Raw genomic sequence first — 26,653 nt, 5'->3', positions numbered from 1 at the left:
CCCCGAAACAAACCGGTCACGCTCTCCTGATGATACCCAGGATCAGCGATATAACTGCCAATACAATTAATACATGGATCAGGCCGCCTACGCTGTATACAAATACACCCAAAAGCCAACCTATGATCAATATCACAGCTATTAAATAAAGTAAGCCGCTCATAACATAATTTTTAGTAGTAAGGAATAATTTTGTCTGTTAGTACTAGTGAAAAATGCTTGCCAATTTTTCGGGATAAGCAAAAAATCCGAAAAAATGCTTTCAGGCCATCAAAATGGGGAATAAACTCTACAAAAAATGAAGAAACCTTTTAAATTCTCGGCCGTCTGGAAAGCGATGAAAACGGCCGCTGTCGACTTTAACAACGACAATGGCTTCAAACTCGCAGCCTCTTTGTCCTATTCCATGATCTTTTCTATCGGCCCCATGCTCATCGTCGTCATCTCTCTCACCGGCATCTTCTGGGGCCGGCAGGCCGTCGAAGGACAGCTCTATGCCCAGATAAAAGACCTCGTAGGCACAAACGCCGCCCTCCAGATCCAGGATATCATAAAGAATATCCAACACAGCCACCACACCGTCGCCGGCGCCGTCATCGGCGGCATCATCCTGGTCATCGGCGCCACCGGCGTCTTCGCCGAGATTCAGGGATCGATCAACTATATGTGGTCCATCCTCGCAAAACCAAAAAAAGGCTGGCTGAAATTGCTCATCAACCGCCTCCTGTCCTTCTCCCTCATCATCGCCTTCGGCTTTATCTCGATGGTCGCACTCGTCGTCAATTCCCTGATGGATCTGCTCAGCGACCATCTGAAAAGATATTTCTCACACCTCACCGTCTATGTTTTTTATGGGATAAACCTGGTCCTCGGTCTCGGCGCGGTCATCCTGCTGTTCATGATCATCTTCCGCATCCTGCCCGACGCCATCCTTCGCTGGAAAGATGCGTTCATCGGGGCGGTTTTTACCGGCGCCCTCTTCATATTGGGGAAATTGCTCATCGGTTTCTATCTGGGAAACTCCAACATTGGCGTGCTCTATGGCGCCGCCGCCTCCATCATCGTCATCCTCACCTGGGTCTACTACTCCAGCATCATCTTATACTATGGCGCCGAATTCACAAAGGCCTACGCAAACATCGCCGGCTACGGCGTCCGCCCATCGGACACCGCCGTCTTCATCATCAAGCGCGAATCCCGGGAGATCGACGGCTCCCTCGGCTCCGACTGACTCCGCGCAAAGCTTCCGCTAACTCGCTTTCTTCTTCCCTCCCAGCGACGCCTTCAGCTGCCCCAGCAGATCGGTACTCTTCGCCTTGTGCACCACCCGCAAGGTAGTCTTCGGCGCCTTCCCCTTGGCCTTCGCCTTGATCAGCTTCATCAACTCATCGCTATACGTGTCCTTGTATTTCGAGAGATCGAACGGCCCCGACAACTGCTTGATGAGCTCCAACGCCATCTTCATCTCCGCCGGCTTCGGCGCCGCACCGGGTACCTTCAGCTCATCGGTCGGCCGGATCTCCTGCGCCCACCGGATACGGTTCAGCACAAGGATGTCCTCCATCGGCTTGATCAGACAAAGCCCCTCCTTGTTCCGCATCACAAAACTTCCAAACCCCACCATCCCCGTTTTGTGGAGCGCATCCCTCAACAACACATATGCCCTCGCCCCCGACTTCTCCGGCTCCAGATAATACGGCGTCTCATAATAGATCCCGTCGATCTCCGTCTCCTTGACGAACTCTTCGATCGCGACCGTCTTACTCTTCTCGGGACTCGCCTTCTGAAAATCCTCGTCCGTCAGCACCACATACCGGCCATCGAGTTTGTACCCTTTCACAATATTCTCCCAGGCCACCTCCTTACCCGTATTCTCATTCACCCGCTTGAACCGGATATTCGAATGATCCTTCTTGTCAAGCATATCCAGGTCAAGCTCGCTGCCTTGTGTGGCGCTGTACATTTTGATGGGGATATTCACCAGCCCAAAGCCGATCGCCCCTGTCCAGATCGATCTCATAATAAAGGTGTTTTAAAAAATATCGAACAAAATCATGCCAGCCGGGCACAACAATTGAACCCATGCCCAAAACGTAATTTATGAAAAGCAAGCTATTGGTACTGGATCTTCGCATCCTCACATTGGGCGCCGCCCTGCTGCTGGCGACCACCCTGTTCGGCCAGGAACAGCAAACCTCCGCCGAATCAAATCTGAAAGCAAAGTTCGGGATAAAAGGCGGATTTGATCTGACAACGCTCTATAGCAGCGATGTCTCTACCAGCCACATGAAACCCGGCTTCGATGCCGGGGTCTTTGCCAAACTCCCCCTGACGCGCGGTTTCTCCATCCAACCCGAATTGCTCTACAGTCTGAAAGGCGCAAAGTCGGACTACAGCAATTTCATCCAGGGCTCCGGCGAATATCGCTTTAACCTCGGGTATGTCCAACTCCCGCTGCTGGCAGTCGTAAACATCGCTCCTAACTTCAGTCTGCACGCAGGCGGCTATGCGGCCTACCTGGTAAACGCAAACATCAAGAACGTCGATGACAACGGCAACCTGCAAGGCGCCACTGAGCTCAATACCGGCGACTTCAACCGCTGGGACTTCGGTCTCGCAGGCGGTGCAGCCTTCGACATCGAGAACTTTACCATCGGCGCCCGTTACAACTACGGGCTCTCGGAGATCGGCAAGTCCGGTAGCGCAAGCGGCGACCTCACAAAGGGTCAGAAGAACGCCGGATTTTCATTCTATCTGGGCTTCGGCTTCTAAGGCTTCTAAAAAAAAGTCCCGCGTCAGCGGGGCTTTTTTTCAGTTCCACAATCCTCTCACCTGCGCCACCGGGATATTCATCAACTCCCGGTACTTCGCCACCGTCCGCCGCGCGATCGAATAGCCCCTCTCCGCAAGGATCGTCACCAACTGCCGGTCCGTATAAGGCGCCTTCTTGTCCTCCGCCTCGATAACTTCCCCGATGATATTCTGAATGACTTTATTGCTGATATTATTCCCCTCCTGGTTGACGATACCCTCCGTAAAAAGATCCTTCAAAAGCACCGTCCCAAACGGGGTCTCCGCATATTTATTACAGGTAAGCCGGCTCACCGTTGAAATATCCACCTTTACCCGGTCGGCAATATCCTTCAGCTTCATCGGCTTCAGCATCAGGATATCTCCATACTTAAAATAATCATATTGCATATCCAGAATGGCCCGCATGATCTTCAGCATATTGTTCTCCCGCTGCTGGATCGCATTGATGAACCATTGCGCGGAAGATAACTTGCTGCGCAGATATTGTTTGGTCGATTTGTCCGTATTGGAATTCTGCGAAGCCTGCTGCACCATTTCCACCCAGGACTGGCTGATATGCAGATTGCTGCTCCGCTGACGATACAAAGCCAGCTCGAGGGTATCCCCTTCTTCCAGCACCACAAAATCCGGCAGGATCGACGGATTGGCCTGCATCGTACTGCTCTCGGGATTGAACGGCCGGGTACTCAGATGCGCCAGCAGGTTCAGCACGATGCGGATCTCGTCATCCTCCAGCCCCAACTGCCGCCGCAGCTTTTCCAGGTTGCAGCTCCGCAGGTCATGGAAATGTTCCTCCAGCAGACAGATCGCCATCCGCACATCCGGTCGCTTCACATTCATCCGCTTCAACTGCAACAGCATGTACTCCTGCACCGACCGGCAGCCGGCGCCAAAGGGCTCCAACTCCCGCATCAGCTTCAACACCTCCTCCAGCTCCTCCGGCTCGATCCATACCTTCTTCTTAAAGGAGATCTCCGAAGCCAACTCCTCCAGGTCCTGCTCCAGAAAGCCATTCTCATTCAATGAATCGATCAAAAAATCAAAAAGCTCGTGCTTCTCCTCCGCCACCTCCAGGAAGCGGCATTGCTTCTTTAACTCATCCCGGAAATCCGGCACCTCGGCTATCGGTTTCTCCGGGACCTTCTCCGTATTGATATAGTTGTTGTACTCGGTCTTATAATCGGGAATATCGTCGTACGCGTACTCCTCCCAACCCTGAAAATCCTGCACCGTCTCCTTCGAGAACTTGTCCGTCCCGTCCTCGTCCCCCGATCCCAGCTCCTCCAACGCAGGATTCTCCGTGAGCTCGTCCTGTATCCGTTGCTGTAATTCCAGGGTGTTAAGGTGGAAAAGATTCAACAGCTCGATCTGCTGCGGCAGGATAGTGTGCTGTTGTTTTTGCGTCTGTACTTGCTTCAGCATGTTATCCGATTTTGTGCGTTCGGTAGGACAAACGGACTGCCAGAATCATAACAGCCTGTATTGAAGCGGGAAACTCGTTATTCCCCAACCACCCTGTAGAAAAATTACGACGCGTTTGGGGAAAAATGGGAACAAATTCGTTGAATGACAATATGTTCTCTAAGCCAATACACAGGATTGGACTAAATTTTGTCATGATACTTGTATAACCTAACTTATATTACATAGAATTGTAATTTATGCGCAAACAACCATCCGACCGTCCGCCTCGCAGATCACTGCCCCGCCGGCTGGTGCGCATCCTCGTAAAGACGCTCTTAACGCTGATTATCATCATCCTGCTCATCTTTTTCCTGGTTCAAACCCCCTTCGTCCAAAATTTCGCCCGCGGTAAAGCGGAGACCTATCTCTCCCGGAAACTAAAGGTCCCCGTAAGGATCGGCCACCTGAATATCAATCTCTTCCGCTCGGTTGCCCTGGAGGATATCTACATCCCGGACCGCAACAAGGACACCCTCCTTGCCGCCGGCCTCGTCAAGGTAAGGCTCCGCATGCTCGGCCTGCTCCATAACAACCTCGATATCCAGGAGATCCAGCTCAGGGACATCACCGCCAATATCCTCCGCCGTTCCCCGACGGACACTACTTTCAACTACCAGTTCATCATTGACGCCTTCACAAACCCCCATCCCGGGCCCCCCGATACGACAACGTCCACCCCCTTTCACATCGGGATGAATACCCTGCTCCTCGACAATATCCGTTTCGTATACGCCGACACCCTTACCGGCAACGCCGCATCGCTGAACATCGGCCACAGCAAAACCGACATGCGCACCCTCGACCCCGGTAAACAACTCTATGCGGTCGCCCACGCCGATTTCGCCAACACCACCCTCTATTATCAAAACTCCCGATCAAAGCTGATCACCACCGCCCGCTTCAATGCCCTCTCCACCGAAAAACTGGATCTCGATCTCGATAAGCTCATCTTTCGCGCCCATCATCTCCAACTCGACAGCGCCGATGTCTCCTTCGACGACAACAGCAAACCCCACCAGAAAAAGGGGATGGATTATTTCCACCTGCTGGCAAACCGGCTCACCCTCCAGGGCGATGACCTGACCTATAGCGCCGACGCCATCAGCGGCCATATAACAAAAGGACAATTCACTGAAAGATCCGGTTTTCGCCTCGACCAGCTCCAAACCCGCTTCCTGTATACCGATCATAAAACCGTCCTCGACGATCTCCTGCTAAGAACCCCCGGCACCCTCCTGCAGCGGTCCGCCACCCTGCAATACGATTCCATCGCCGCGATCACCACGCACCCCGCCCGTACCCACATCACCCTCGATCTCCCAAACAGCCATGTCCAGTTGAAGGATATCCTGGTCTTCGCCCCCTTCCTCGCCAGCCAACCCGTCTTCAGTCATCCCGCCGATACCTGGCAGATCAACACGGCCATCCGCGGCACTCTCGACAACCTGACCATCCAAACGATCCAGTTCAGCGGGATAAAAGATTTGAAGGTCGATATCGCCGGCCAGTTGCTCCACCCGATGGACAACCGCCGCCTCCGCGCCGACCTCCGGATCCGCAATCTCTCCGGCAGCCGCGCAGCACTCCTCGCCCTCGTCCCCAAAAACACCCTGCCGTCGAACATCACCATCCCGGCGCATTTCGACCTGCATGGCCATCTCACGGGAAGTAGGGACGACATCACCTCCGACCTCCTGCTCAACACGACCTCGGGAAATATCATCCTCAAAGGCACAGCCGGCAATTTCCGCTCGACGACGGCCGCCACCTATGATCTCAACCTCCAGACAAAAGCCCTGCAACTCGGGACCATCCTGCAGGACAGCGCACAATGGGGCGCCGTCACCGCCGATTTTCATATAAAAGGCACGGGCCTCGACCTCCACAGCGCCAACTCGAAATTCTCCGGCAACATCAAGGCCGCCACCTATAAGCAGTACACCTATCATGACCTGGTCCTCGACGGTAACATCGCCAACCAGCAGGCGGTCCTCCATAGCGCCATCAACAACACAGCCGTTCACTTCGAACTCCAGGCTTCTGCCGATCTCGCAAAGAAGTTCCCCGCCCTAAAGCTCGACTGGAATATCGATACCGTCGATCTCCACGCGCTCCACCTGGTAAAAGATACCCTCCAGCTAAAAGGTCACCTCGTCGCCGATTTCGCCGACACCAACCCCGACTCGCTCCAGGGTGATCTGACAATCACCGGCCTCGACCTCCTGCAAGGCGCCCGGCACATCGCCACCGACAGCATCGCGCTCATCGCTACCCGGCAGGCGGATATCCAGGACATCCAATTGCATTCGGAAATGGCCGACATCGACTGGAAAGGCCGGTACAAGGTCACCGAAACCGCTACCGCCGTCGAACACACGATCGACCATTATTTTCAGCTCAAAGGATTTAAAGACACCGCCTTCACGGCACAGGACTGGACGATGGATATCCATCTTCGCCCATCACCCCTTGTATTGGCCCTCCTTCCAACACTGCGGGGCACCGACACCGTCGGCGGCCGCCTCAGCTTCAACAGCGAACACAACGATCTCCACCTCGGCCTCAAAGCTCCGCGCATCGTCTACGGCACCCAGTTCCTTCATGAGATCGATATCGCCGCCGGCACGGCCGACAGCAGTCTGCGCTATGCCGTCACCATGGCCGATGGCCACGGCAGCGGAATCCTCCTGTATAAAACATCGGTCTCCGGCGCACTGCAGGACAACCGTCTCACGACAACCCTCCTCCTAAAAGACCAGAAAGGCAAGGACCGCTATCGCCTTGCCGGAATGCTCGACGAAGCGAACAGCGCACTTAAATTCAAATTCAACCCCGACAGCCTGCTGCTCAACTACGATCAGTGGGAGGTAAGCCGCGATAATTTCATCCTATACGATTCCAGCGGTCTCATCGCTCACCACTTCACCATCAGCAACGATTCGGACTCCCTTTCCTTCAATACCAACGGCGCCACCGGCGCCGCCCCCCTCGACGTCCGCTTCGGCAACTTCCGGCTCAGCACCATCAGCCGCCTCGCCAACCAGGACTCCGTCATCGTGGATGGTATCCTCAACGGCAAGGCCGAAGTAAAGAACCTGACCACCAACCCCATATTCACCTCCGACCTCCTCATCCGCAACCTCGCCTATAAGATCGATACCCTCGGCGACCTGACCGTAAAGGTCAACAACGAAAAAGCCAACGCCTTCTCCGCCGACATCGGCCTAAAAGGAAAGAACAACGACATCGCCGTCACCGGCGACTATTATACGGGGGAAAGCAAAATGGACCTCAAACTCGATCTCAAACAGATCAACCTGGCCGCCTTTTCCCATTCCGCCGAAGGATACATCGACGGCATGAAAGGTTATCTAACCGGGAAATTTGACATCAGCGGGACGATGGACAAGCCCAATGTCCGGGGAAATCTTTACTTCGACAGCAGCGTGATCACGCCGACGATCTCCGGCGAACCCCTCGACGTCTCAAAAGACCGGATCGCCTTCGACGAGGACGGTTTCAACTTCAGCCAGTTCGAACTCCGCGACTCCGCGGGCAACAAACTGGTCCTCGATGGCAACGTCTTTACAAAGGACTACCACAGCTTTGCCTTTGATATCTCCCTCAACGCCCAGAACTTCCGGCTCGTCAACGCGCCCGAGAACAGTTCCCGGCAGTTCTATGGCCAGCTTAACCTCGACGCGGCCATCAACCTCGAAGGCAAAATGGACGCCCCAAAAGTGGATGGGGCCATCCGCTTCAACAAACGCACCAATTTCTACTACGTCCTGCCCGGCAATGACCCCGAAGTGGGCGATCGCCTAGGCGTCGTCCGCTTCGTCAACCACCACACCGGGGATACCCTCGTCGATAAAAAAGCGATCGCCCTGCATAGAAACAAAGAAATAAAAGGCCTCGACGTGAGCCTGAACCTGCTGAGCGATACCAGCGCCGTCTTCAACGTCGTCATCGACCCGCGAAGCGGGGACGCCCTCAACGTCCGCGGCCGGAGCAACCTCGTCTTCCAACTGGAGAAAAGCGGTAAGATGGATCTCACCGGCTCCTATGAGGTCAATGGCGGCTTTTATAGCCTGTCCTTTAATTTACTGAAACGCAAGTTCGCGATCGATCGGAATAGTATCATCACCTGGACAGGGGATCCCACCACGGCGACCGTCAATCTCACGGCCTCGTATACCGCCCAGACCCCTTCCATCGACCTTGTCGCTAACGAGATCGGCCACGGCATTGACGCGGACCCCACCATTCAAAATAAATACCGGCAAAAGCTTCCCTTTCTCGTCACCTTGAAAATGAACGGGGAATTGCTGAAGCCCACTATCACATTTGATATTTCCCTGCCCACCAACATTCTGTCCCTTTGGCCCGACGTCGATCTGCGACTGACACAACTCCGCACCCAGCAGTCGGAGATGAATAAACAGGTCTTCGCCCTCCTGCTGCTCGGCCGCTTTGTAGGGGAGGACCCCCTGGCCTCCAAAGAAGGCGGCGGCGCCAGCCTCGGCAACCTCGCATTCTCGAGCGCCAGCCAGATCCTCACCAGCCAGATGGACCAGCTCGCCGCAAGCCTCATCAAAGGCGTCGATATTCACTTCGACCTCAACAATCAACAGGACTTCAGTACCGGCCAGGAGATAGACTACACCGAACTGGGCGTCACCCTTTCCAAACAACTGATGGACGAACGGCTCCGGGTCAGCGTGGGCAGCAACTTCGACGTCGTGGGCACCGGCGCGCCAAACCAGGCTCCTTCCAACCTGGCGGGTAACGTAGGTGTGGACTATAAGCTCTCGCGCGACGGCCGCTACGTGCTCCGGGCCTATCGCCAGAATCAATACCAGGCAGTAATACTGGGACAGGTGGTGGAAACAGGCGTGGGCTTCGTCATTACCTTTGACTACGACAAGTTCAAAGAGATATGGCATCGGGCAAAGGGCGAAACGATAGGCGAAAGAAAAACATCAAAATCCAGTAATTCCGCGCAATGATGACCCGCTTTCAACGCATGATGAAGATCTTCTTTCCCCTGGGATTGTTACTGGCCGGCCTCACCTCCTGCCACGAATCGAAATATTTGACAGGCAACCAGGCCCTTTATGCAGCCAACAAGACCGAGGTCCGGTCTTCCGTACCCATGACAAAGAAAGAGCAAAACCAATGGCGCGAAGATATGGAAGGCTATCTCCGGCCAAAACTCAACGGGAAAACCCTCGGCGTTCGGATCAAACTCTGGATCTATAACATTGTCGGCCCGACGAAAAAGACCAGGGGCCTCAAACACTGGTTGAAATTCAAGGTAGGGGAGCCCCCTGTTCTGGCTTCCCCCGCCATCCTTCGCAACAACGCCGATGTGCTGCAAAGCCACCTCGAGAACAAAGGTTTTTTCCACGACACCGTCATCGTCACCACCTTCGTAAAGGATAAACACCTGACCGCCACCTATACCGCAGAGGTTGGTCCACGTTATACGATCCGCAACATCAACTATCCCGATGATTCCGATGAGGTCAGCAACCGGATCGATACCCTGCAGCGCCGCTCCCTGTTGAAAAAAGGCGCCTTCTACGATCTGGAGACGATAAAAGAGGAACGCATCCGCATCGACGACCGGCTCAAGAACCGGGGCTTCTATTATTTCAATCCCGACCATCTCGTCGTCGACCTGGACACGGCCGTCGGAAACCACGAGGTGGATATGTTCATGCGCCTGAAAGAAGAAATGCCCGATCCGGCCCGGGCAGTCTATCGCATCAATAACGTCACCGTTTACGCCCACTATGATAACAAGTCGGACACCAACCGGAATCATGCATATACCACCCCCGAAGGCTATCGCATCATCGATACCGCCCACTATCTCAAACCCAACGTCTTCCGCAAGACCCTCGTGATCAAACCCGGCGATATCTACAGGGTGGATGATCATAACACCTCCCTCAGCCGCCTCGTCAGCCTCGGTGTCTTTCAGTTCGTAAAGGCCCGCTTCGAGCCCGCCTCAGCAGCCGATACCAATAACAAGCTCGATGTCTATTACTATCTGACCCCCTCGCAAAAGAAATCGCTCAAATTCGAGGTCACGGCCCTCACTCGCAGCGATAACACGACCGGTACCGAAGTCTCGGTCACCTGGCGGCACCGCAATCTCTTTCGCGGCGCAGAATTGCTCTCCGCAAAAGTATATGGCGGCCTGGCAGGGCAGACCGTCAGCAAGGACCCCAACACAGGCGCCAGGAAGGTAGTCTTCACCCGCCGTGCAGGCATCGACCTGAACCTCTATATTCCCCGCATCGTAGCGCCGTTCGATCTCAACACCAGCGGCAAATTCGTTCCCCAAACCCGGATCGGAGCAGGATATGACGTCTTCGAGCAAAGCTCTCAATACACCCTCACCTCGTCCCATGCCAGCTTCGGCTATCAGTTTAAGAACAGGGCCACCTCGGAGAATGGGATCACTGTCCTGGGCATCAACTACGTCCGGCCTACCAACATTAATCCCGAGTATCAGCAAAGACTCGATACGGTCCAGAATCTGGCCTACGCCATCCAAAAGCAGTTGATCATCGGCCCCAGCTGGAACTTCAACTACAACTCCGTTCTCGATCCGCGCAATGCCCGCCGGCCGAATAATCTCTGGTTCAACTTCAACGCCGACTTCTCCAACAACCTCCTGGGCATCCTCTCCGGCGCCGACGTCAACAAGACCGGCAAACAGAAAGAGATCTTCGGTGTCCCCTTCGCACAATACATGCGCTTCGAGGCCGACTTCCGGCACTACCTCAAATTCGGCAAATACAGCATGCTGGCAACCCGGATCGATGCGGGAGTCGGGATCACCTACGGCAATAGCACGATCCTGCCTTTTGTAAAGGCCTTCTTCGCCGGGGGAACAAATGACATCCGCGCCTTCCGCGCCCGTGCACTCGGCCCCGGCAGTTACTATGCCGGCGATCCCAACAAGGATCCCACGATCCCCGATCAACCCGGGGATGTAAAAATGGAGTTCAACGTCGAATACCGCGCAAAGCTCTTCGGCCTCGTCCGCTGGGCCATCTTTACCGACTGGGGCAACGTGTGGACCCTCCGCGGCGATTCCAGCCGCCCCGGCGCCGTCTTCACCCCCCACTTCCTCAACGATTTCGCCGTCGGCGCCGGCGCCGGCCTCCGGTTCGACCTCACCATCCTCGTTCTCCGCATCGATGTAGCCGTTCCCCTCCGCACACCCTGGAAGCCGGTAGGTTCCAAATGGAACTTCAAAAGCACCACCGATATCTCCGATATGGTACTCAACCTCGCCATCGGTTACCCATTCTGATCCGCCCACGCCCTCCGCTCTCCACCGCGCCGCCCGCCCCCACCGCGCCGCCCGCCCCCCACCGGGCAACTTTTCCCCGCCCCCACCCGCCGCTGCGGCGAAGGCATCTCCCAGCCCCTCCCGCTCTCGCGCCGATGGCATCCCCCCGCCCCTGCGGCGGCGATGGCATATTTTTTTAATCTGTTTCCAAAACATCCGTTATGAAACAGAAAAAAGACAACACACAACCAAAGAATCCGGACCAGCATGATCCCTCGCAGGTCCCTCACAAGACACCTCATAAGGCGTCCATCGAGAACCCGGATAAAGACGATCAACCCAATCCCGGCAAAACCAACAACATCGATGATGACCCCGATCAAACGAGGAGAAAAATTCCCGTCGATGAAAAGCCGGAACGGGAATCCTAAACACTTCGCTATGAAAACGCAAATACATACCGGCGGAAAAAAGACCTTACACGTATTAAATGATCTTATCCGCATCAATATGGATCGTATCGCCGGCTTTGAAAAAGCAGCTCACGAAGACCGGACACCCGAGCCCGCGCTGCGCGACGCCTTCTACCGGATGGCCATTGAGAGCAGGTCCTACGTCAACGACCTGCACGCACGGGTCATCCGCCTGGGCGGCGCACCGGTAACCCAGGCGACCATCACCGGGAAGATCTATCTTCATTGGCTGGAAGGGAACCAGGATGGCGAAGCAACGGAAAAGGCCTATCATCAGGCCCTCGATGAACAACTGCCCAACGAATTACACGAACTCATCGAGAACCAGCTCTGGGCGCTCGAAAGAGCCCATCACCGGATGCAAGAGCTCTGGCGGGATCGCTCTACCCATGCTTGAAATACTGGATCGCCCGCTCGTGCATACAAAGGCCCCCGTGGAAACGGGGGCCAGACTATTCTTTCAGGTTTATTGACGCTTTTACATATTAAAAAATTATGCCAGCAGGCCCCAACGACGCATCCCGCTCTTTTTTCATGGGTATTTTTTTCCTCATGCTGCCCAACGACCGGCGACCGCTGTAAAAAGCGATTTCCCTTGATAATGAACTCATCCCATACTATCCACCCGCTGTTCACAGGTCTCCGCGACAATGGTATTGAATTTGAAAAATCTCCGTTTAAAATGATTACTCTATGTTGCCTCAATCCGATCTGCAATTTCTGCAGCAAAAAATACAGGACCTGAAAAACGCCCTGTTCTTTAGCCAAAACACCTCCCTGCTAAGGATCGCAACAACCGTCGTGTCAGTGATAAAAGTGGATGAATTGGGACAGATGTGGTTTTTTGTCCCCCGTCCCCAGCAGGCTTTAAACGAATTCGACAGGGAATTCCCTGTTCGGCTCGAGTTCTTTAAGAAAGGGAAAGAGTACTTCCTCCACGTCGCGGGGAAGGCGTTTATCGTCACCGATCCTGAAGAGATCAATGGCCTGGTGCACGAAGACATCCGCGAACAAACGGAGAGCAATGGGGGAAACAACCTCGTGCTCATCCGCGTACAGATGCTGAAGGCGGACTATTTCGACAATTCCGCCTCCTCGATCCACGCCGGCTGGTGGCGCGACCTGAAAAATCAATTACACACCTGGATGTACAACACCCGCCCCGGTTACAAACCCTACTACCTCGCCGACGCCCAGTTACCCCGCCTCTCCCCGGTGGCATAACAATTGAATCTTAATCGGTAAGATTTTTAAACTGAAAAATAGCCGATTATGAAAAACGTTTCCTCGTACCTCGTTATTGGACTCTGCACGGCCTTCTTTAGCATCAGTTGTGGCAGTAATAGCTCCGACAGCACCCAAGCCGCAAAAGACTCCAACGTGACAAAGATGGATTCCACCGGAACAGATACCTCCGGCGCTGCAAAAATGTCCTCCGTTCCCGCCACCGTATCCAAAGCCGATCAGGACTTCGCCGTCAACACGGCCAATGCCGGGATGACCGAGATCCAGGCCGCAAAGCTGGCGCAGCAACAGGGAACCAGTGCCGATGTAAAGAAATATGCCGCCATGATGATAAAGGATCACACCGCGGCCGCCGATACCCTCAAGACCATCGCTGCAAAAAAGAACCTCACGCTGCCGGCCGATCTTTCGACCGACTCGCAGCAGGCCCTCGCCGATCTCCAGAAGAAGACCGGCAAGGACTTCGACAAGGCCTATTTTAAAATGATGGTCGACGATCATAAAAAAGTTATCAGTTCCTTTGAAGACGAATCGAAGAATGGCTCTGATGCCGACATTCGATCTTTCGCTGACAACACGCTGCACACTTTGCGTCATCATCTTGATGAAGCGCAGAAATGCGAAAAAATGGCGTCAAAGATGTAATCGATCAAGTACCGTAACCACCATTACGATCTTACCCAGTGAATCAGCGGGCGGGAATTTCCCACCCGCTTTTGTTTTTTTGCCAATTCGCCGCCTGCCCCCAGCCCAAACCTCGCCTGGCCGCCAAACCCGCGCCGCCCGTCCTCCAACCCCCTCCCCAAAAAAATTTTGTGCAACCGAAAGGTTCCCTATATTTGCAACGAAAAGGTTTCATATTAATCAAACTCTTTTGTTATGCCGGAAAAAAACTTTACGCTCTCCCATAAGGACGGAACCTTCTTCCGCAAGGGCGACAGCTTTGGCGTTCGCTTCGAACGCCTCCTCGATCATCCCGTACCAACCGTTTGGAAGGCCCTGACCGAACCCGGTCAATTGGCCAAATGGCTCGCGCCCGTCACCATCAAATCCGACACCATTTCCCTGCAACTCACCGGTGGCACCATGGGCGGAAAGATCCTGCAATGGAAGGAGAACCGCGTACTCGAATACGAATGGCACCAGGGCACCGTCGTCCGCTGGGAACTCCTCACCGAAGACGCCGGCCGCTGCAAGCTCATCTTTACGCACAGCGCCGTAATAGATTCCCAACTCCAGGGCGCAGCTACCGGCTGGCATTATCATATGGACATCCTGGCGCTTATCCTTGATGGTAAGACCCCACCCGAAGATGCCCCCAAACACTGGGAATCCATCTCCCGCGATGCCGCTGCCCGCTATAAGTTCGCCTTACAGGAATTCCTGGAAAGAGCAAGTTTCACGCTTCCGCGGAAATGATGGGTTCAGCTCGGATCAGGATAGGCGTCGGAATGGCCGCTTAGGCGTGTCGGAATGGCCGCGGATCTATTCAGATCGGAGCGACCGCGCGGGATTCCGCACCGCCGCCTTCAACGCCTGCCCGCTCACGGTCAGAAGGGCGATGGCCAGCGCAAGCACCCCTGCCGCAACAAAAAGCCAGACGCTCATCGGCGTGCGATACGCGAAATCCATCAGCCATCGGGACATCGCCCAACCGGCCAGCGGGAAGGCGATCACCACGGAGAGCCCTACCAGCTTCAGAAACTCCATGGACAATAGCCCCATCACCTGGGGGACGGATGCACCGAGGATCTTCCGGATACCAATCTCCTTGACCCTGCGCTCCGCCGTGTATACCGACAGCCCGAAAAGGCCGAGACAGGCGACGATGATCGAAAGACTGGTAAATATGCCAAAGACCCGGCCCATCTTCTCTTCCGATTGGTACAGGGCCGCATAGTCCTTGTCGAGAAAGGAATAATCAAACGGTACCGAGGGCGCCCATTGTTTCCAGATATTCCCGGCCTGCTGCAGGACCGCGGAAGTCTGCCGGGAGTCCACGCTGGCAACGATAAAATTCAACATCGGCTTATAAGTCTTGCTGCTGGTGTGAAAAAGCGCGAACGGCGCAACCGTATCCCGCAATGACTGGAAATTGAAATCCTTCACCACGCCCACCACGGTAAAGGTCTGATCGTCGTTCCCGGGATAGCGTAGCCGCTTGCCAAGCGGGTTCTTCCAGCCGATCAGCCGCGCCGTCGATTCATTGACGATCACCGAAGCCGAATCCTGAAAGTCCCTTGAGAAATTCCGCCCGGCGACCAGCTGCATCTGCAGCGAGGGAACAAAATATTCGTCGACAAGATACGAGGTCAGGTTGACATCCTTTGCCAGGTGCTCCTTCACTCCATTGGCGACAGGAACATAAAAATCCGTGAAGATACTCGTCATATTCGCCGGGCTTCCCGATGAAACGCTCACCGAACGCATCCCGGGTATTCCGCTCAACTGTTGCCGCAAGGCAGCCTCCGATCCGTTGGCCAGTTTCTCGACATTGGGAAAGACAACGACATGGTCCTTGTTGAATCCCAGGTCGGCGGTATTCATGAATTGCAGCTGACGGTAAACGATAAGCGTGGAGACCATCAGCGCGATAGATACCGTAAACTGAAAGACGACAAGTCCGTTGCGGATAAGCTGATTGCCAAAGCTCCTTGCAAACAGCCTGCCGCCCTTCAGCACATCCACCGGCTTGAAGGACGTGAGGTAAAAGGCTGGATAGCTTCCGGCCAGCAGTCCTGTCGCCACCATCGCAAGGACAAGAATGGCCCAGGAACCATGACGGAACAGATCGGCAAAACTCAGCTGTTTACCCGCTACGGCGTCGAAGGCGGGCATGAGGAGATACAGCAACCCGACGGCCAATAAAGTCGCCAGTGCCGTATACAGCAGCGCCTCCGACAGGAATTGGCTCATCATCTGGACCTTCATTCCGCCAAGCACCTTGCGGACGCCAACCTCCTTCGCCCGTTTTGCCGCCTGCGCAGTCGACAGGTTCATAAAGTTGATGCAGGCCAGCAGGATGATAAAAACAGCTATGACGGAAAAGATATAGACATACCGGATGCTCCCCAGGTTCTCATAAGGCGTTCCGATGCCCGCTGAGTAGAGGTGGATACGCGAAAGGGGTTGCAGGTAGAAATCCCATTTCCCGCCTTTCTTGATGAATTCGTCAAAAGGCTGACCGATCCGCTCGAAGGCCCGGGCCGCATCCCGCCGTACCATGGCGGGGAACTTTGCTTCCAGCCGTTTTACCGCCGCGGGATCCGCCGCCGTCTCTTTGTTGAGCACGACAAAGCCTTGCATCAGCGTCCAGACCCAACTCCAGCTGAAACGTTTCACCAGCTGGTTGTCGGCAAGCGGGGTCAGCCCGTCGAACTGCAGCGTCGAATTCCCGGGCAGGTCCCGCAGGATAGCCGTCACGACATAGGGCGCCGCCGCGGTGTCGATCGTCAGCGTCTTTCCCAATGCCGGCCGGTCCCCAAAATATTTCCGGGCCATGGACTCGGTCAGTACAATGGAATGGTATTTTGTCAGACAGCTCTTCACATCGCCCGCAGCAAGGGCAAAAGAGAACACCTGTAAAAAATTCGAGTCCACGGCCCAGATGCGTCTCTCGGTAAAGGAATGCCCCGCGGCATCCGCCGCTGCATCATTGTGCACGATTAAACTCCCCGGCTGATAAAGCCGCGTATAGGCAGTCACCTCCGGAAAGCTGTTGCGAAGCGAAATGGTAGAAGGAGGCGGCGTATTGGATGTGTTGTATCCCAGCCCGCCGAAATTGGCCTCCATATTCACCTGGAAGATCTGGTCCCCCTGGGCAAATCCCCGGTCGAATCTCAATTCATCCTGGACATAAAGAACGATAAAAAGCACACAGGTGATCCCGATAGCCAGTCTGCCGATATTGATAAAACTGTTCGTTTTATTCCTCAGCAGATTCCGCCAGGCGATGCGAAAATAATTATAGAGCATAAAATTGATTTCTCCATCGAGCCCCCGCCTCGGTCTCATGCCTCATCGAATCCCGGCCTCTGCCTCATGCCTCATCGAATCCCGGCCTCGGTCTCATGCCTCATCGAATCCCGGCCTCCGTCACCCTGCCTACTCCGTCTTCAGCGTCTTCGCCGGGTTGATCCTCGCGGCCCGCATCGCCCGCAACCCCACCGTCAGCATCGCGATCACGACGGCCAGCAGCCCCGATGCCACAAAGACCCATAGTCCGATCGTCATCCGGTAGGCAAATCCTTCCAGCCATTTATGCATGGCCCACCAGGCCAGCGGTGTGCTGATGAGGATAGCCAGTACCACCGGCTTAACCAGGTCTTTCGATACCAGCAATACGATGCCGCCCACACTGGCGCCCAGCACCTTTCTGATCCCGATCTCCTTGGTCCGCTGTCCGACGCTGAAGGTCACGAGACCAAGCAGCCCCAGGCAGGCGATAAAGATGGCCAGCACCGCAAAGGTCAGCAGGATGCTGCCCTGTTTCCGTTCGACCGTATACTGTTGCGAGAAATTGTCATCCAGAAAATGAAAATCCGGCGTCGTCGATGGGTCGAAATGGTTGTACACCTCGGCGATATGCCGCAGGCCCTGCGGGATATGTCCCTTCTGTATGCGGATGGTAAGATTATCCGCGTCCCTCCATTTCGGCGGCATGCGCAGCAGCAGCGGCTCGATGCGATGCTGGAGGGAGTAGATATTGAAATCCTTTACCACCCCGATAACCGAAGCCATCAGCACCTTGCCGCTGGAATCGGTTCCCAGCCTGAGCCTTTTTCCAAGCCCATTGGTCCAGCCCATCTCTTTCACCAGCGTCTCATTCACCAGCACCGATCCCAACACGTCTGTCGGCTGAGTGGATGAGAAATTGCGGCCGGCCGCCAGGCCGATCTGCATCGTGGGAAGGTAGTCCGCATCGACGAAATACATCTGCGCTTTCTTCGGCTCGGTCTGCAGCGCTCCGTTCTGTTCCCATTGTATCGCGGTCTCGCCGATATCGTTGTTCCCGATGGGGTTTCCCGCAGCAGCCACCGCCTCCACCGACGAGTTCCGGAGCAGTTGGGCCTTGAGGTCGTTGATATGTTGCCGGACGTCGGGGTTATTGAGATGAAAGGTCAGCACCTGGTCCTTGTTGAATCCAAGATCCCGCCCTTGCATGAATCGTAATTGCAGATAGATGATCGCCGAGCCCGTGATCAGAAAGATCGTGATGATAAATTGAAAGGTCACCAGCGATTTGCGAAAGAGCACCGTCGTCGACAGATCGCCCACCTGTCCTTTCAGCGCGGGAATCGTGCTAAAGCCGGAGAGGAAGAGGGCAGGGTAGAGGCCCCCCGCCAGGCCGATTGCAAAGGCCGAGGCCACAAGCAGCCCGACGGTCCGCGTCATCCCAAATTGACCCAGCGTCAATGCTTTTCCTGATAGCTCGTTAAAACCCGGCAGCGATATTCCCGCCAACGCAAAGGCTATCGCCGCCGACAGCAACGCAAAGAATACGGACTCGGTCAGGAACAGGGTCACCAGCTGCCGCCGGCTTCCACCGATCACTTTCCGGACGCCGATCTCTTTCATACGGATCGAAGCCCTAGCCGTGGCGAGATTGATATAGTTGATCACCGCGATCCCCAGCACCAGCAGGGCCACCGCCGCGAAAAGATAGATATACCGGATATCGCCGTTACGGCTGATCTCGAAGTCAAGATGCGAATGCAGGTGGATCGATGGCAGCGCCTGCATCTCCATCCGGTAAGCCGCTCCCTTGCCGAGCAACGGCTTGATATGCCGGTCATAAAAACCCGGCAACCGCCCATCTACCGAACGGATATCGACCCCCTTCTTCAAAAGCACATAAGTATGGACGTAAGAACTCCGCCACTGGTCATCAGGCTCGCGCATCGGGCGTAATGCGCTGAATTGCAGGTGGCTGTTCACCGGCCGGTCTTCGATGACACCCGTCACCTCTACGGGGCCTTCGTTTTTTACCATCAAGGTCTTGTGAAGCGCCTCGTCGGCATTGCCAAACAACTTATCGGCAAGCGTCTTTGTCAGTACGATCGAATTAGGCGTCGTCAGCGCATTCTCCGGCTCTTCCGTCCCATCGGTCCCGCCGCCGCCGGCAACAAACCGGAAGCCAAACACCCGCAACACCGAACTGTCAGCGAAAAACATATCTCCGACGTCCAGCTTCTTGTCGCCATAAACAAGCGTACCCCCGCCTTCGGGATTGATCCGCGCCGCCGCCTCGATCCCCGGATCCTCTTTCGCCAGGGCCGGCCCAAACGCCGGCGGCGTCACCGCGAGGTTGAATCGCCCTCCCGCCCACTCGCCCGAATGCACCACCCGGTATACGCGCCCCGCATTCGCCAGGTCCCGGTCGAAACTCAACTCATCGCCGATATACAACGACATCAGCCCAAACACCGCCAGTCCGACCGACAAGCCGGCAATATTGATCATCGAATAGATCTTGTTCTTGGCAAGGTTCCGCATCGCGAAACGCAGATAACTGTGTAGCATTCTCATGTGATTGCTTAATTCATGCCAATTTACGCAAATTACTGTCGCGCAAATACTTGCCTCTTCCCCCAAAGTTTCCCCTGCCCCGCTTTCAGTACACCCGCTGTCCGTTTTCGATACAAATATGAAAAGCTAATAAAATTAGCGTAAACCTAATAATATTAGTATATTTGTAACCCCGTAAACCGATCCGTATGAAATATGAGAGTTATGACGCAGTGAGGGTCGCCGACGATCTGAGTTCGGTCGATTTTATAAGCGAAGGCAAGCATGGCCCCTTGTTTAAACGTATCCTGTTCGTGCCTTCAAAGGTCGAAAATGCATACGATCTTGTCTTTGGTAACCTCGTCGCTGGGGACGACATTGACGATTTCTCAGTCAATGACAACGGAGATAGAAATAAGATTTTGGCCACCGTCGCGCAAGCGGTAAACAAGTATACAAAACGATATCCTTATCGAATGATATACATCATCGGGAGTACGATACCGCGTACCAGACTTTATAGGATGGCAATCGGCTTAAACCTGGATGAGCTTTCTCTTACGTTCGATATTTATGCGAGAACTGAAAAAGGATACGTACCCTTCTGTAAGAATATGGAAGTCATCGCGTTTTTAATAAAAAGAAAATCATTCGATCAACCCTTCACCACAATATGATCTTTTATGATCCACCATACTTTTTGTCGTAACTTGCAATATATGGAAGAGTTAAAAACGTATAAAGAAATAGGCTTGAATGGTCAGGAGATCACCTATACCGTCGACCCAAGTCTGAACGGCGCCGTCGAGCGCCTGAAACTTCCTAAAAAAGTGATCGAAGCGAACGAACATCTCCTCGAGCTCGAAGAGCAGATCAAGGCAATCCCATGGAGCTAGTCGAATAAGCCCTCTACTCAAACCCCTTCGGCCGCTGCTTATTATACGGCGTCGCATCCTGAAACGCCTTCGCAAACGCCAGCAACTTCGCCTCCCCATACAACTGCCCGATAAACGAGATACTCCCCGGCATTCCATCCGGACGATATCCCACCGGCAATGTCACCGACGGATGCCCCGTCAGATTTGTGATAGCTAACTGATCCCCCGTCTCCGGCGGCGCAATAATGATATCATACTGGCTGATAAACGGATCCACCTTCTTCATGATCTCCGTCCGCATCCGGCACGCATTCACATACTCCACGGCCGGCACAAACCGCGCCGTCCGAAACGTATTAGGCCAGCGGTCCTTGTTCTGCTGCACCATCTCATCATCCCGGTTGGTCCGCGTCAGCTTGTCAAACGCAGCCGCCGACTCCACCCCGATGATCAAAGAAAGAATATCGTTCCCATGCAGATCGTCCGGGAAATCCACCGGTATCAACCGCGCCCCCAGCTTCCGCAGGATCAACAGCGTCTGCTTCTCGGGGCTGCTCTCCGGCAGCGAATCGATATAATTCCGCGTATACGCGATCCGCAACTGCCGCAGATCTACCTTACCAGTATAATTGAACGGCATAAGCCGGGACGAGACATCCACGCTATCCCCCCCATGGATATAGGCAAAGACGATCGCCGCATCCTCCGCGCTCCGGCAGATGGGCCCGACCTTATCCGAAGACCAGCACAACGCCATACAGCCCGTCCGCGCGATACTGCCAAACGTCGGTCGCAACCCCGTCGCACCACAGCGCATCGACGGATCCACGATCGACCCATAGGTCTCCGTACCAATCGCAAAAGGCACAAGCCCCGCCGCCGTCGACGAAGCCGACCCCGCGCTGCTGCCGCCCGATCCCACCGCCAGGTTCCAGGGGTTTCGCGTCAGCCCGCCAAACCAGACATCATCCATGGCCAGCTCGCCAAGCGAAAGCTTCGCCACCAACACCGCACCTGCGTCATCAAGCCGCTCGGCCACATAACAGGTCGAGTTGATGACCTGGTCCTTATAAGGGGGCGTTCCCCAGGTCGTATGCGTTCCCTTGACCGCAAACAGGTCCTTGATCCCGTACGGAATACCCTGCAGCGGGCTATGAACGACGCCCTTGGCAAAAAGCGCATCCGCCCAACGCGCCTGTGCAAGCGCGCTGTCTTCCGTCAGCTCGATCACACAATGCAGCACCGGGCCATACTTTTTGAGCCGGTCGATAAAGAATTTCGTCAGCTCCACGCTGGTGATCTTCCTGCGCCGGAGCAAGCTGGCCAGCTCCGGAATGGAATAAAAGGCCAGATCATTCCGGTTGGCCGGCAGGGCAACTTCCCCCGGGATATCCCAGCGCAGCGGGTTTTGCCGGCGCTCGTACGCCGTCCCCGGCAGCAGCGGATCGAAAGACAGCGACAGCGGGACATTGTTATAAAGATCCTGGGAATGCAGATATTGATAGAAATGCAGGTGATCGATCAGACCGCTAACAATAGAATCCCGTTTCACGGGCGTAAACTGAAGATCGAAGAGTTTTTCGGCGGCCATCAACTCAGGCATCCCGACGCCGGCGGAATCCTGGGCCGCCAGCCGGCCGGGCAAAGCTGCCAGCACACCCGTCACCACGGTCAGGAGGAGGGTCGGAAGGCATTTTTTAAGCATACGAAGAATTTACTGTAACATTAATGTTTTTCTTCCGTCATCTCAACAGTAATGTCATTAGAAGTTTTCAAAGGCCGCATATTGCCGATGAAAGACAAGCTGTTCCGCTTTGCTTTCCACCTTCTTGGGGATATCCAGGAAGCGGAGGACGCCATACAGGAGGTGTTCGCCGGCATCTGGACAAAACGGGCGGAATGGCCGCAATGGGCGAATATGGAAGCCTATTGTATGACAGCTACCCGTAACAATTGCCTCGACCGGCTCCGGCGCCACCGGATGCCGACCGTCCGGGACGCATCGGCCCACCAGCTCTCCAGCCCGGACCATGACCCGCATGAAAAAATGACGAGCAAGGAAATGATACAACGAATACGCCAATGCATGGATACCCTGCCTCGGCTGCAGCAGCAGGTCATCCGGTTACGCGATATGGAAGGGTTCAGCTATAACGAGATAGCCGAAGTGCTCGATGTTACCCTCGACCAGGTGAAGATCAGCCTCTTCCGCGGCCGAAACGCCATCCGGCAGCTCATAACAAAACAGGAGGAAAAATGGAAAAAGCAAATGTGATAGCCCTGCTCGAAAAATACTGGCGGACAGAGACGAGCGTGGAAGAAGAGAAAGCCCTCGCGGACTGGTTTAACGCCCAGGACCCCGATACCCTCGACCCCGATCTCCAGGCCTATGGCCCCCTGTTCGCCTACTTCGGCGAAGAGGCCCGGGTCTCTCCCGGCCCCGGCTTCGAAGCCCGGATCCTCCAGGCAATAACCGCCGCCGATGCAGAAACCTCAGCCGCTGCAATGTCCCCCGCTGCAATGTCCCCCGCTGCAATGTCCGCCGCAGCATCCCCCGTCCCACCCCGGTCCCCGGTCTTCCATTTCCAATGGGGCCTGGTCTCCGCCGCCGCAGCCGTCCTCTTCCTCGTAGCGAGCCTGTTCCTCCTGCAACCAAACCAAAAACACCCTGTTGAAACGCCTGTCACCGCCGACACACGGGCCGTCGCCGGCACCCCGGTCCTCGCCCGCGTAACCGATACCTACGACGATCCGGAACAAGCTCTCGCCGCCGTCCGTCATGCCCTGCTCATCGCCTCCGCTCACCTGAACGAAGGCCGCAAACAAATAACAAACAAATGAAACGACTACTCCTCATCCCCCTCATAGCCGCGCTGACCATGACCGCCCGCGCCCAGGATGATGCCATCGGCAAATTCTTCGGCAAATACCTCGACGACTCGCGGTTCACCGTCGTCTCCGTCAGCCCCCGCATGTTCCGCCTCATGTCAAAGGTCAACTGGGACACGATCCCTTCCGACCTCAAACAGACCGTTTCCCGGCTGCAGAGCTTTCGTATCCTCAGCACCGAAACGACTCCCTCCGTCTTCTATAAGGAAGCCCTGGCGCAGATCGACAGAAAAGAATATGAAGATCTGATCACCGTCCGCGACAACAAAGACAACTTCCGGTTCATGATCCGGGCTACCGGCAATACCATACACGAACTGCTGATGATCGCCGCCGACAAAGACGGCTTCACCCTCATGAGCTTTGTGGGCGATATCGATCTCGACAAGATCAGTCGGCTCGGCGCCGACCTGGACATAAAAGGCATGGAAAATCTAAAAAACGCAAAACGAAAATAACATGAAAACACTCCTTCTCCCCCTGACGGCCCTCCTGCTATCTTTTGCAGCCTGCGCCCAATCCTCACAGCTGGAAAAAGTCTATCAGCAATACAATTCCGGTGATAACTCGATCGGCATCGACCCCGGACTCCTGCTGAATGTCAGCTTCTCTTCGAAAAAGATCTCCGCCCTGCACTGCCTGCTCATCGACGGTAAAAAATCTCCCAATGCCGGCCGCGAATTTCGCGACCTCGAACACGCGGCCCGCGCCGACCACTTCGAAGAATGGTTCTCCATCCGCAAAGGAAAGGGTAGGGTACAGTTGCTTTCCCGCGAAGGGAAAGACGATCTCGAGGAAGTCGTCTGCCTGATCGTCGGCGATGACGACGGCGGACTGTTTATCCACCTCCGGGGTCATTTCACCGCTGCCGACAAAGCCAGGCTGGAAGCGGCTTTGCAGGACCATGACAGTCAATGAGTGGTTCTACTTTGATAATAATCAAATATTGTAATAAGTAAGTGTTTTTACTTATTAGTGAGTGGCTGATTTCTAATTAATTCCCTTTATCTTGTCGTTAAGTTAAGCAACTCGTTTGGTTTCCTCTGCGTAGCAATAGTAGCACACCTTGTTTTCCGACCTGTCTTACTCTATTCATTAACTTAACGACCACAACCATGATCAGGATTCTACTAGCTGATGATTTCACGATCATCAGAAAAGGTGTTAGACAGATATTGACGCAAGCATACCCCAACGCCGAGATTGAAGAGCTCGAAGATGGAGAGGAATGGGCCGATAAGCTCAGGGATAGCCCCTGGGATATGATCATCTCCGACCTTCCGGGCCCTGACAGAGGCGGATGGGAAGCCCTCCAGCAGATTCGCCAGGAATATCCCGACCTGCCCGTCCTGATCCTGAGTCTTTATAAAGAAAATCACGCCGGCCAGGCCCTCGAATCCGGTGCTGCAGGGTATATGGGCCGGGACGCGGCTTCCGATGAACTCATCTGGGCCGTCGGCCAGATCCTGGCCGGTAAGAAAAATCTGACCGTCCCTTCAAAAGACAATTGAATATTGTTGTACATTTAAGAGGGCCAACGTATTATACAAAAAAAGCGGCCCTCTGACTATGAACAAGAAGCGCATATTCACACAAGACGATTCTCGCCGTAACTTCCTGAAAAAAAGCCTGATAGCCGCCGCCGGTTTCTATATCGTTCCCCGCCACGTCCTGGGAGGCCGTGGCTATACCGCCCCCAGCGACAAACTCATGATCGCTGGCGTCGGCGCCGGCGGCAAAGGCGAATCCGACATCAATAACTTCTACGGCAGCGGCAAAGCAGAGATCGCCTATCTCTGCGACGTCGACGACCGCCGCGCCGCCACCATCCGCAACAAATTCCCCAAAGCAAAATATTATAAGGACTACCGGGAGATGCTCGACAAAGAGCACAAACACATCGACGCCGTCTCCGTCTCCACCCCCGACCATATGCATGCCGTCATCGGCATGGCCGCCATGCAGCTCGGTAAGCACGTATACATCCAGAAGCCCATGGCCCACGATATCTACGAGGTCCGCATGCTCACCGAAGCCGCCCCCCGCTACAAGGTCGTCAGCCAGATGGGCAATCAGGGCGCTTCCAGCGACGGGGTCCGTCAGTTGGTCGATTGGTACCGGGCCGGCAGCATCGGCGACGTGACCGAAGTCTTCTGTTTCACCAACCGCCCCGTATGGCCCCAGGGCATCCAATGGCCCACGACAAAAGCCACCGTCCCGCCCGAACTGGACTGGAACCTCTGGCTCGGCACCGCCCCCCAGAAAGACTATGTCGATAACCTCGTTCCCTTCAACTGGCGCGGCTGGTGGGATTACGGCACCGGCGCACTCGGCGACATGGGCTGCCATATCATCGCCCCTGCCTTCCAGGTCCTCGATTTGGGTTACCCCACCGAAGCCGAATGCAGCGTCGGCGGCGTATATGTAGGGGAGTTCAAAGCAGGTTACTTCCCCGACAGCTGTCCGCCATCATCTCATATTACTCTGAAATTCAAAGGTGTATCCGGTAAGCCTGATGTAAAACTGCATTGGATGGACGGCGGCATCCAACCCGAACGCCCGGACGAACTGGGACCCAGCGAGATCTTCGGCGACGGCGACAACGGCACGCTCTTTATCGGTACAAAAGGAAAGATGATGTGTGGCACATACGGCCGTGATCCCAACTTGCTGCCCACCTCCCGGTCGGCCCAGACCGTCGTCCCTCAAACCCTTAAACGCGGTCCCGGCGCCGATATCACCGGCCACTATACCGCCTGGGTGGAAGCCTGTATCGCCGGCTATGGCAGCCAGCAGGAGCAGGACCTTAGCTCCAACTTCAAAGTCGCCGGCCCGTTAGCCGAGACCGTCCTCATGGGCAATCTCGCCATCCGCAGCTATGACGTCCGCCGGCCACGTAACACTTCGGGTGGTCATAGCCGTGACGAGTTCGAATATCCCGGCCGCCATATCAAGCTGCTCTGGGACGGCCCAAATATGAAGATCACCAATTTCGATGACGCAAATCAATTCGTAAAACGCACCTACCGCCAGGGTTACAATCTTTAATTCCTGCCCATCCTGGGGGCGCA

Annotated in this window: 23 protein-coding genes; 17 read left to right on the top strand and 6 right to left on the bottom strand. The window is 55.0% G+C overall.

What is annotated here, in order from left to right:
• Window positions 1-16: 16 nt before the first annotated feature.
• Window positions 17-163 carry a lmo0937 family membrane protein gene (locus VGM48_RS02900; protein ID WP_325592352.1) on the bottom strand — a complete coding sequence of 49 codons (147 nt, stop codon included), beginning with the start codon at window positions 161-163 and terminating at the stop codon, window positions 17-19.
• A 135-nt stretch (window positions 164-298) separates the two neighbouring features.
• Between VGM48_RS02900 and VGM48_RS02895 the strand changes: the two genes are divergently transcribed.
• Window positions 299-1,231, top strand: coding sequence for a YihY/virulence factor BrkB family protein (locus VGM48_RS02895; RefSeq protein WP_331576211.1), 933 nt, complete (start codon window positions 299-301; stop codon window positions 1,229-1,231).
• An 18-nt stretch (window positions 1,232-1,249) separates the two neighbouring features.
• On the opposite strand, the gene VGM48_RS02890 is transcribed toward VGM48_RS02895, so the two are convergent.
• A complete protein-coding gene (locus tag VGM48_RS02890; protein ID WP_331576210.1) occupies window positions 1,250-2,020 on the bottom strand; it encodes a Ku protein in 771 nt (256 codons plus the stop codon).
• 80 nt (window positions 2,021-2,100) lie between these two features.
• Here VGM48_RS02890 and VGM48_RS02885 point away from each other — a divergent pair, with 80 nt between their 5' ends.
• Window positions 2,101-2,772: a porin family protein gene (locus tag VGM48_RS02885; RefSeq protein ID WP_331576209.1), complete on the top strand. Its 672-nt coding sequence runs from the start codon at window positions 2,101-2,103 to the stop codon at window positions 2,770-2,772.
• Window positions 2,773-2,811: 39 nt separating this feature from the next.
• Here the strand turns inward: VGM48_RS02885 and rpoN are convergent, their stop codons facing one another.
• The gene (rpoN, locus tag VGM48_RS02880) at window positions 2,812-4,236 is read right to left on the bottom strand and encodes an RNA polymerase factor sigma-54 (RefSeq protein ID WP_331576208.1); all 1,425 of its coding nucleotides are present in this window, start codon (window positions 4,234-4,236) and stop codon (window positions 2,812-2,814) included.
• 239 nt (window positions 4,237-4,475) lie between these two features.
• Here rpoN and VGM48_RS02875 point away from each other — a divergent pair, with 239 nt between their 5' ends.
• The 7 genes from VGM48_RS02875 to VGM48_RS02845 all read left to right on the top strand — a co-directional run bounded on the left by VGM48_RS02875 (window position 4,476) and on the right by VGM48_RS02845 (window position 14,727).
• Window positions 4,476-9,287 (top strand): translocation/assembly module TamB domain-containing protein, encoded by a 4,812-nt coding sequence (locus VGM48_RS02875; RefSeq protein ID WP_331576207.1) that lies wholly within the window; start codon window positions 4,476-4,478, stop codon window positions 9,285-9,287.
• Window positions 9,284-11,611, top strand: coding sequence for a BamA/TamA family outer membrane protein (locus VGM48_RS02870; RefSeq protein ID WP_331576206.1), 2,328 nt, complete (start codon window positions 9,284-9,286; stop codon window positions 11,609-11,611). Before VGM48_RS02875 ends, VGM48_RS02870 begins: the two co-directional genes overlap by 4 nt.
• 200 nt (window positions 11,612-11,811) lie before the next feature.
• Window positions 11,812-12,021 (top strand): hypothetical protein, encoded by a 210-nt coding sequence (locus VGM48_RS02865; protein ID WP_331576205.1) that lies wholly within the window; start codon window positions 11,812-11,814, stop codon window positions 12,019-12,021.
• Window positions 12,022-12,031: 10 nt separating this feature from the next.
• Window positions 12,032-12,460: a PA2169 family four-helix-bundle protein gene (locus VGM48_RS02860; protein WP_331576204.1), complete on the top strand. Its 429-nt coding sequence runs from the start codon at window positions 12,032-12,034 to the stop codon at window positions 12,458-12,460.
• A gap of 296 nt (window positions 12,461-12,756) precedes the next feature.
• Window positions 12,757-13,287 (top strand): pyridoxamine 5'-phosphate oxidase family protein, encoded by a 531-nt coding sequence (locus VGM48_RS02855; RefSeq protein ID WP_331576203.1) that lies wholly within the window; start codon window positions 12,757-12,759, stop codon window positions 13,285-13,287.
• 48 nt (window positions 13,288-13,335) lie between these two features.
• Window positions 13,336-13,953 carry a DUF4142 domain-containing protein gene (locus tag VGM48_RS02850; protein ID WP_331576202.1) on the top strand — a complete coding sequence of 206 codons (618 nt, stop codon included), beginning with the start codon at window positions 13,336-13,338 and terminating at the stop codon, window positions 13,951-13,953.
• Window positions 13,954-14,187: 234 nt separating this feature from the next.
• Entirely contained in the window at window positions 14,188-14,727 is a 540-nt protein-coding gene (locus tag VGM48_RS02845; RefSeq protein ID WP_331576201.1) for an SRPBCC family protein, read from the top strand.
• 66 nt (window positions 14,728-14,793) lie between these two features.
• Here VGM48_RS02845 and VGM48_RS02840 read toward each other — a convergent pair whose 3' ends face one another.
• Complete coding sequence (locus tag VGM48_RS02840; RefSeq protein ID WP_331576200.1) at window positions 14,794-17,283, bottom strand: ABC transporter permease; 2,490 nt, start codon at window positions 17,281-17,283, stop codon at window positions 14,794-14,796.
• 129 nt (window positions 17,284-17,412) lie between these two features.
• Window positions 17,413-19,836, bottom strand: a complete 2,424-nt coding sequence (locus VGM48_RS02835; protein ID WP_331576199.1) for an ABC transporter permease — start codon at window positions 19,834-19,836, stop codon at window positions 17,413-17,415.
• Window positions 19,837-20,024: 188 nt separating this feature from the next.
• Here VGM48_RS02835 and VGM48_RS02830 point away from each other — a divergent pair, with 188 nt between their 5' ends.
• Complete coding sequence (locus VGM48_RS02830) at window positions 20,025-20,492, top strand: DUF6934 family protein (protein ID WP_331576198.1); 468 nt, start codon at window positions 20,025-20,027, stop codon at window positions 20,490-20,492.
• A gap of 42 nt (window positions 20,493-20,534) precedes the next feature.
• On the top strand, window positions 20,535-20,711 hold the full coding sequence (locus VGM48_RS02825; protein WP_331576197.1) for a hypothetical protein: 177 nt from the start codon (window positions 20,535-20,537) through the stop codon (window positions 20,709-20,711).
• Window positions 20,712-20,724: 13 nt separating this feature from the next.
• Here the strand turns inward: VGM48_RS02825 and VGM48_RS02820 are convergent, their stop codons facing one another.
• Window positions 20,725-22,398, bottom strand: a complete 1,674-nt coding sequence (locus VGM48_RS02820) for an amidase (protein ID WP_331576196.1) — start codon at window positions 22,396-22,398, stop codon at window positions 20,725-20,727.
• Window positions 22,399-22,449: 51 nt separating this feature from the next.
• Between VGM48_RS02820 and VGM48_RS02815 the strand changes: the two genes are divergently transcribed.
• The 6 genes from VGM48_RS02815 (at window position 22,450) to VGM48_RS02790 (ending at window position 26,630) form a co-directional block, all read left to right on the top strand.
• Complete coding sequence (locus tag VGM48_RS02815; protein ID WP_331576195.1) at window positions 22,450-22,968, top strand: RNA polymerase sigma factor; 519 nt, start codon at window positions 22,450-22,452, stop codon at window positions 22,966-22,968.
• Complete coding sequence (locus tag VGM48_RS02810) at window positions 22,950-23,534, top strand: hypothetical protein (RefSeq protein ID WP_331576194.1); 585 nt, start codon at window positions 22,950-22,952, stop codon at window positions 23,532-23,534. Before VGM48_RS02815 ends, VGM48_RS02810 begins: the two co-directional genes overlap by 19 nt.
• Complete coding sequence (locus VGM48_RS02805) at window positions 23,531-24,040, top strand: DUF4252 domain-containing protein (RefSeq protein WP_331576193.1); 510 nt, start codon at window positions 23,531-23,533, stop codon at window positions 24,038-24,040. Before VGM48_RS02810 ends, VGM48_RS02805 begins: the two co-directional genes overlap by 4 nt.
• Window position 24,041: 1 nt before the next feature.
• Window positions 24,042-24,500, top strand: a complete 459-nt coding sequence (locus VGM48_RS02800; RefSeq protein ID WP_331576192.1) for a DUF4252 domain-containing protein — start codon at window positions 24,042-24,044, stop codon at window positions 24,498-24,500.
• Between the two features lie 197 nt (window positions 24,501-24,697).
• Window positions 24,698-25,093, top strand: coding sequence for a response regulator transcription factor (locus tag VGM48_RS02795; protein WP_331576191.1), 396 nt, complete (start codon window positions 24,698-24,700; stop codon window positions 25,091-25,093).
• A gap of 58 nt (window positions 25,094-25,151) precedes the next feature.
• On the top strand, window positions 25,152-26,630 hold the full coding sequence (locus VGM48_RS02790) for a Gfo/Idh/MocA family oxidoreductase (RefSeq protein WP_331576190.1): 1,479 nt from the start codon (window positions 25,152-25,154) through the stop codon (window positions 26,628-26,630).
• Window positions 26,631-26,653: the final 23 nt, after the last annotated feature.

Source organism: Puia sp. (assembly GCF_036500295.1).
Taxonomy (GTDB): domain Bacteria; phylum Bacteroidota; class Bacteroidia; order Chitinophagales; family Chitinophagaceae; genus Puia.
This window is presented reverse-complemented; position numbering and strand designations above follow the sequence as displayed.

Coding starts and splice junctions, on each gene's coding strand:
- VGM48_RS02820 (WP_331576196.1), bottom strand. CDS start 22,398: ATGCTTAAAAAATGCCTTCCGACCCTCCTCCTGACCGTGGTGACGGGT.
- VGM48_RS02810 (WP_331576194.1), top strand. CDS start 22,950: ATGGAAAAAGCAAATGTGATAGCCCTGCTCGAAAAATACTGGCGGACA.
- VGM48_RS02895 (WP_331576211.1), top strand. CDS start 299: ATGAAGAAACCTTTTAAATTCTCGGCCGTCTGGAAAGCGATGAAAACG.
- VGM48_RS02805 (WP_331576193.1), top strand. CDS start 23,531: ATGAAACGACTACTCCTCATCCCCCTCATAGCCGCGCTGACCATGACC.
- VGM48_RS02850 (WP_331576202.1), top strand. CDS start 13,336: ATGAAAAACGTTTCCTCGTACCTCGTTATTGGACTCTGCACGGCCTTC.
- VGM48_RS02860 (WP_331576204.1), top strand. CDS start 12,032: ATGAAAACGCAAATACATACCGGCGGAAAAAAGACCTTACACGTATTA.
- VGM48_RS02825 (WP_331576197.1), top strand. CDS start 20,535: ATGGAAGAGTTAAAAACGTATAAAGAAATAGGCTTGAATGGTCAGGAG.
- VGM48_RS02890 (WP_331576210.1), bottom strand. CDS start 2,020: ATGAGATCGATCTGGACAGGGGCGATCGGCTTTGGGCTGGTGAATATC.
- VGM48_RS02835 (WP_331576199.1), bottom strand. CDS start 19,836: ATGAGAATGCTACACAGTTATCTGCGTTTCGCGATGCGGAACCTTGCC.
- VGM48_RS02790 (WP_331576190.1), top strand. CDS start 25,152: ATGAACAAGAAGCGCATATTCACACAAGACGATTCTCGCCGTAACTTC.
- VGM48_RS02845 (WP_331576201.1), top strand. CDS start 14,188: ATGCCGGAAAAAAACTTTACGCTCTCCCATAAGGACGGAACCTTCTTC.
- VGM48_RS02800 (WP_331576192.1), top strand. CDS start 24,042: ATGAAAACACTCCTTCTCCCCCTGACGGCCCTCCTGCTATCTTTTGCA.
- VGM48_RS02870 (WP_331576206.1), top strand. CDS start 9,284: ATGATGACCCGCTTTCAACGCATGATGAAGATCTTCTTTCCCCTGGGA.
- VGM48_RS02855 (WP_331576203.1), top strand. CDS start 12,757: ATGTTGCCTCAATCCGATCTGCAATTTCTGCAGCAAAAAATACAGGAC.
- VGM48_RS02840 (WP_331576200.1), bottom strand. CDS start 17,283: ATGCTCTATAATTATTTTCGCATCGCCTGGCGGAATCTGCTGAGGAAT.
- VGM48_RS02885 (WP_331576209.1), top strand. CDS start 2,101: ATGAAAAGCAAGCTATTGGTACTGGATCTTCGCATCCTCACATTGGGC.
- VGM48_RS02830 (WP_331576198.1), top strand. CDS start 20,025: ATGAAATATGAGAGTTATGACGCAGTGAGGGTCGCCGACGATCTGAGT.
- VGM48_RS02795 (WP_331576191.1), top strand. CDS start 24,698: ATGATCAGGATTCTACTAGCTGATGATTTCACGATCATCAGAAAAGGT.
- VGM48_RS02815 (WP_331576195.1), top strand. CDS start 22,450: ATGTCATTAGAAGTTTTCAAAGGCCGCATATTGCCGATGAAAGACAAG.
- VGM48_RS02865 (WP_331576205.1), top strand. CDS start 11,812: ATGAAACAGAAAAAAGACAACACACAACCAAAGAATCCGGACCAGCAT.
- VGM48_RS02875 (WP_331576207.1), top strand. CDS start 4,476: ATGCGCAAACAACCATCCGACCGTCCGCCTCGCAGATCACTGCCCCGC.
- VGM48_RS02900 (WP_325592352.1), bottom strand. CDS start 163: ATGAGCGGCTTACTTTATTTAATAGCTGTGATATTGATCATAGGTTGG.
- rpoN (WP_331576208.1), bottom strand. CDS start 4,236: ATGCTGAAGCAAGTACAGACGCAAAAACAACAGCACACTATCCTGCCG.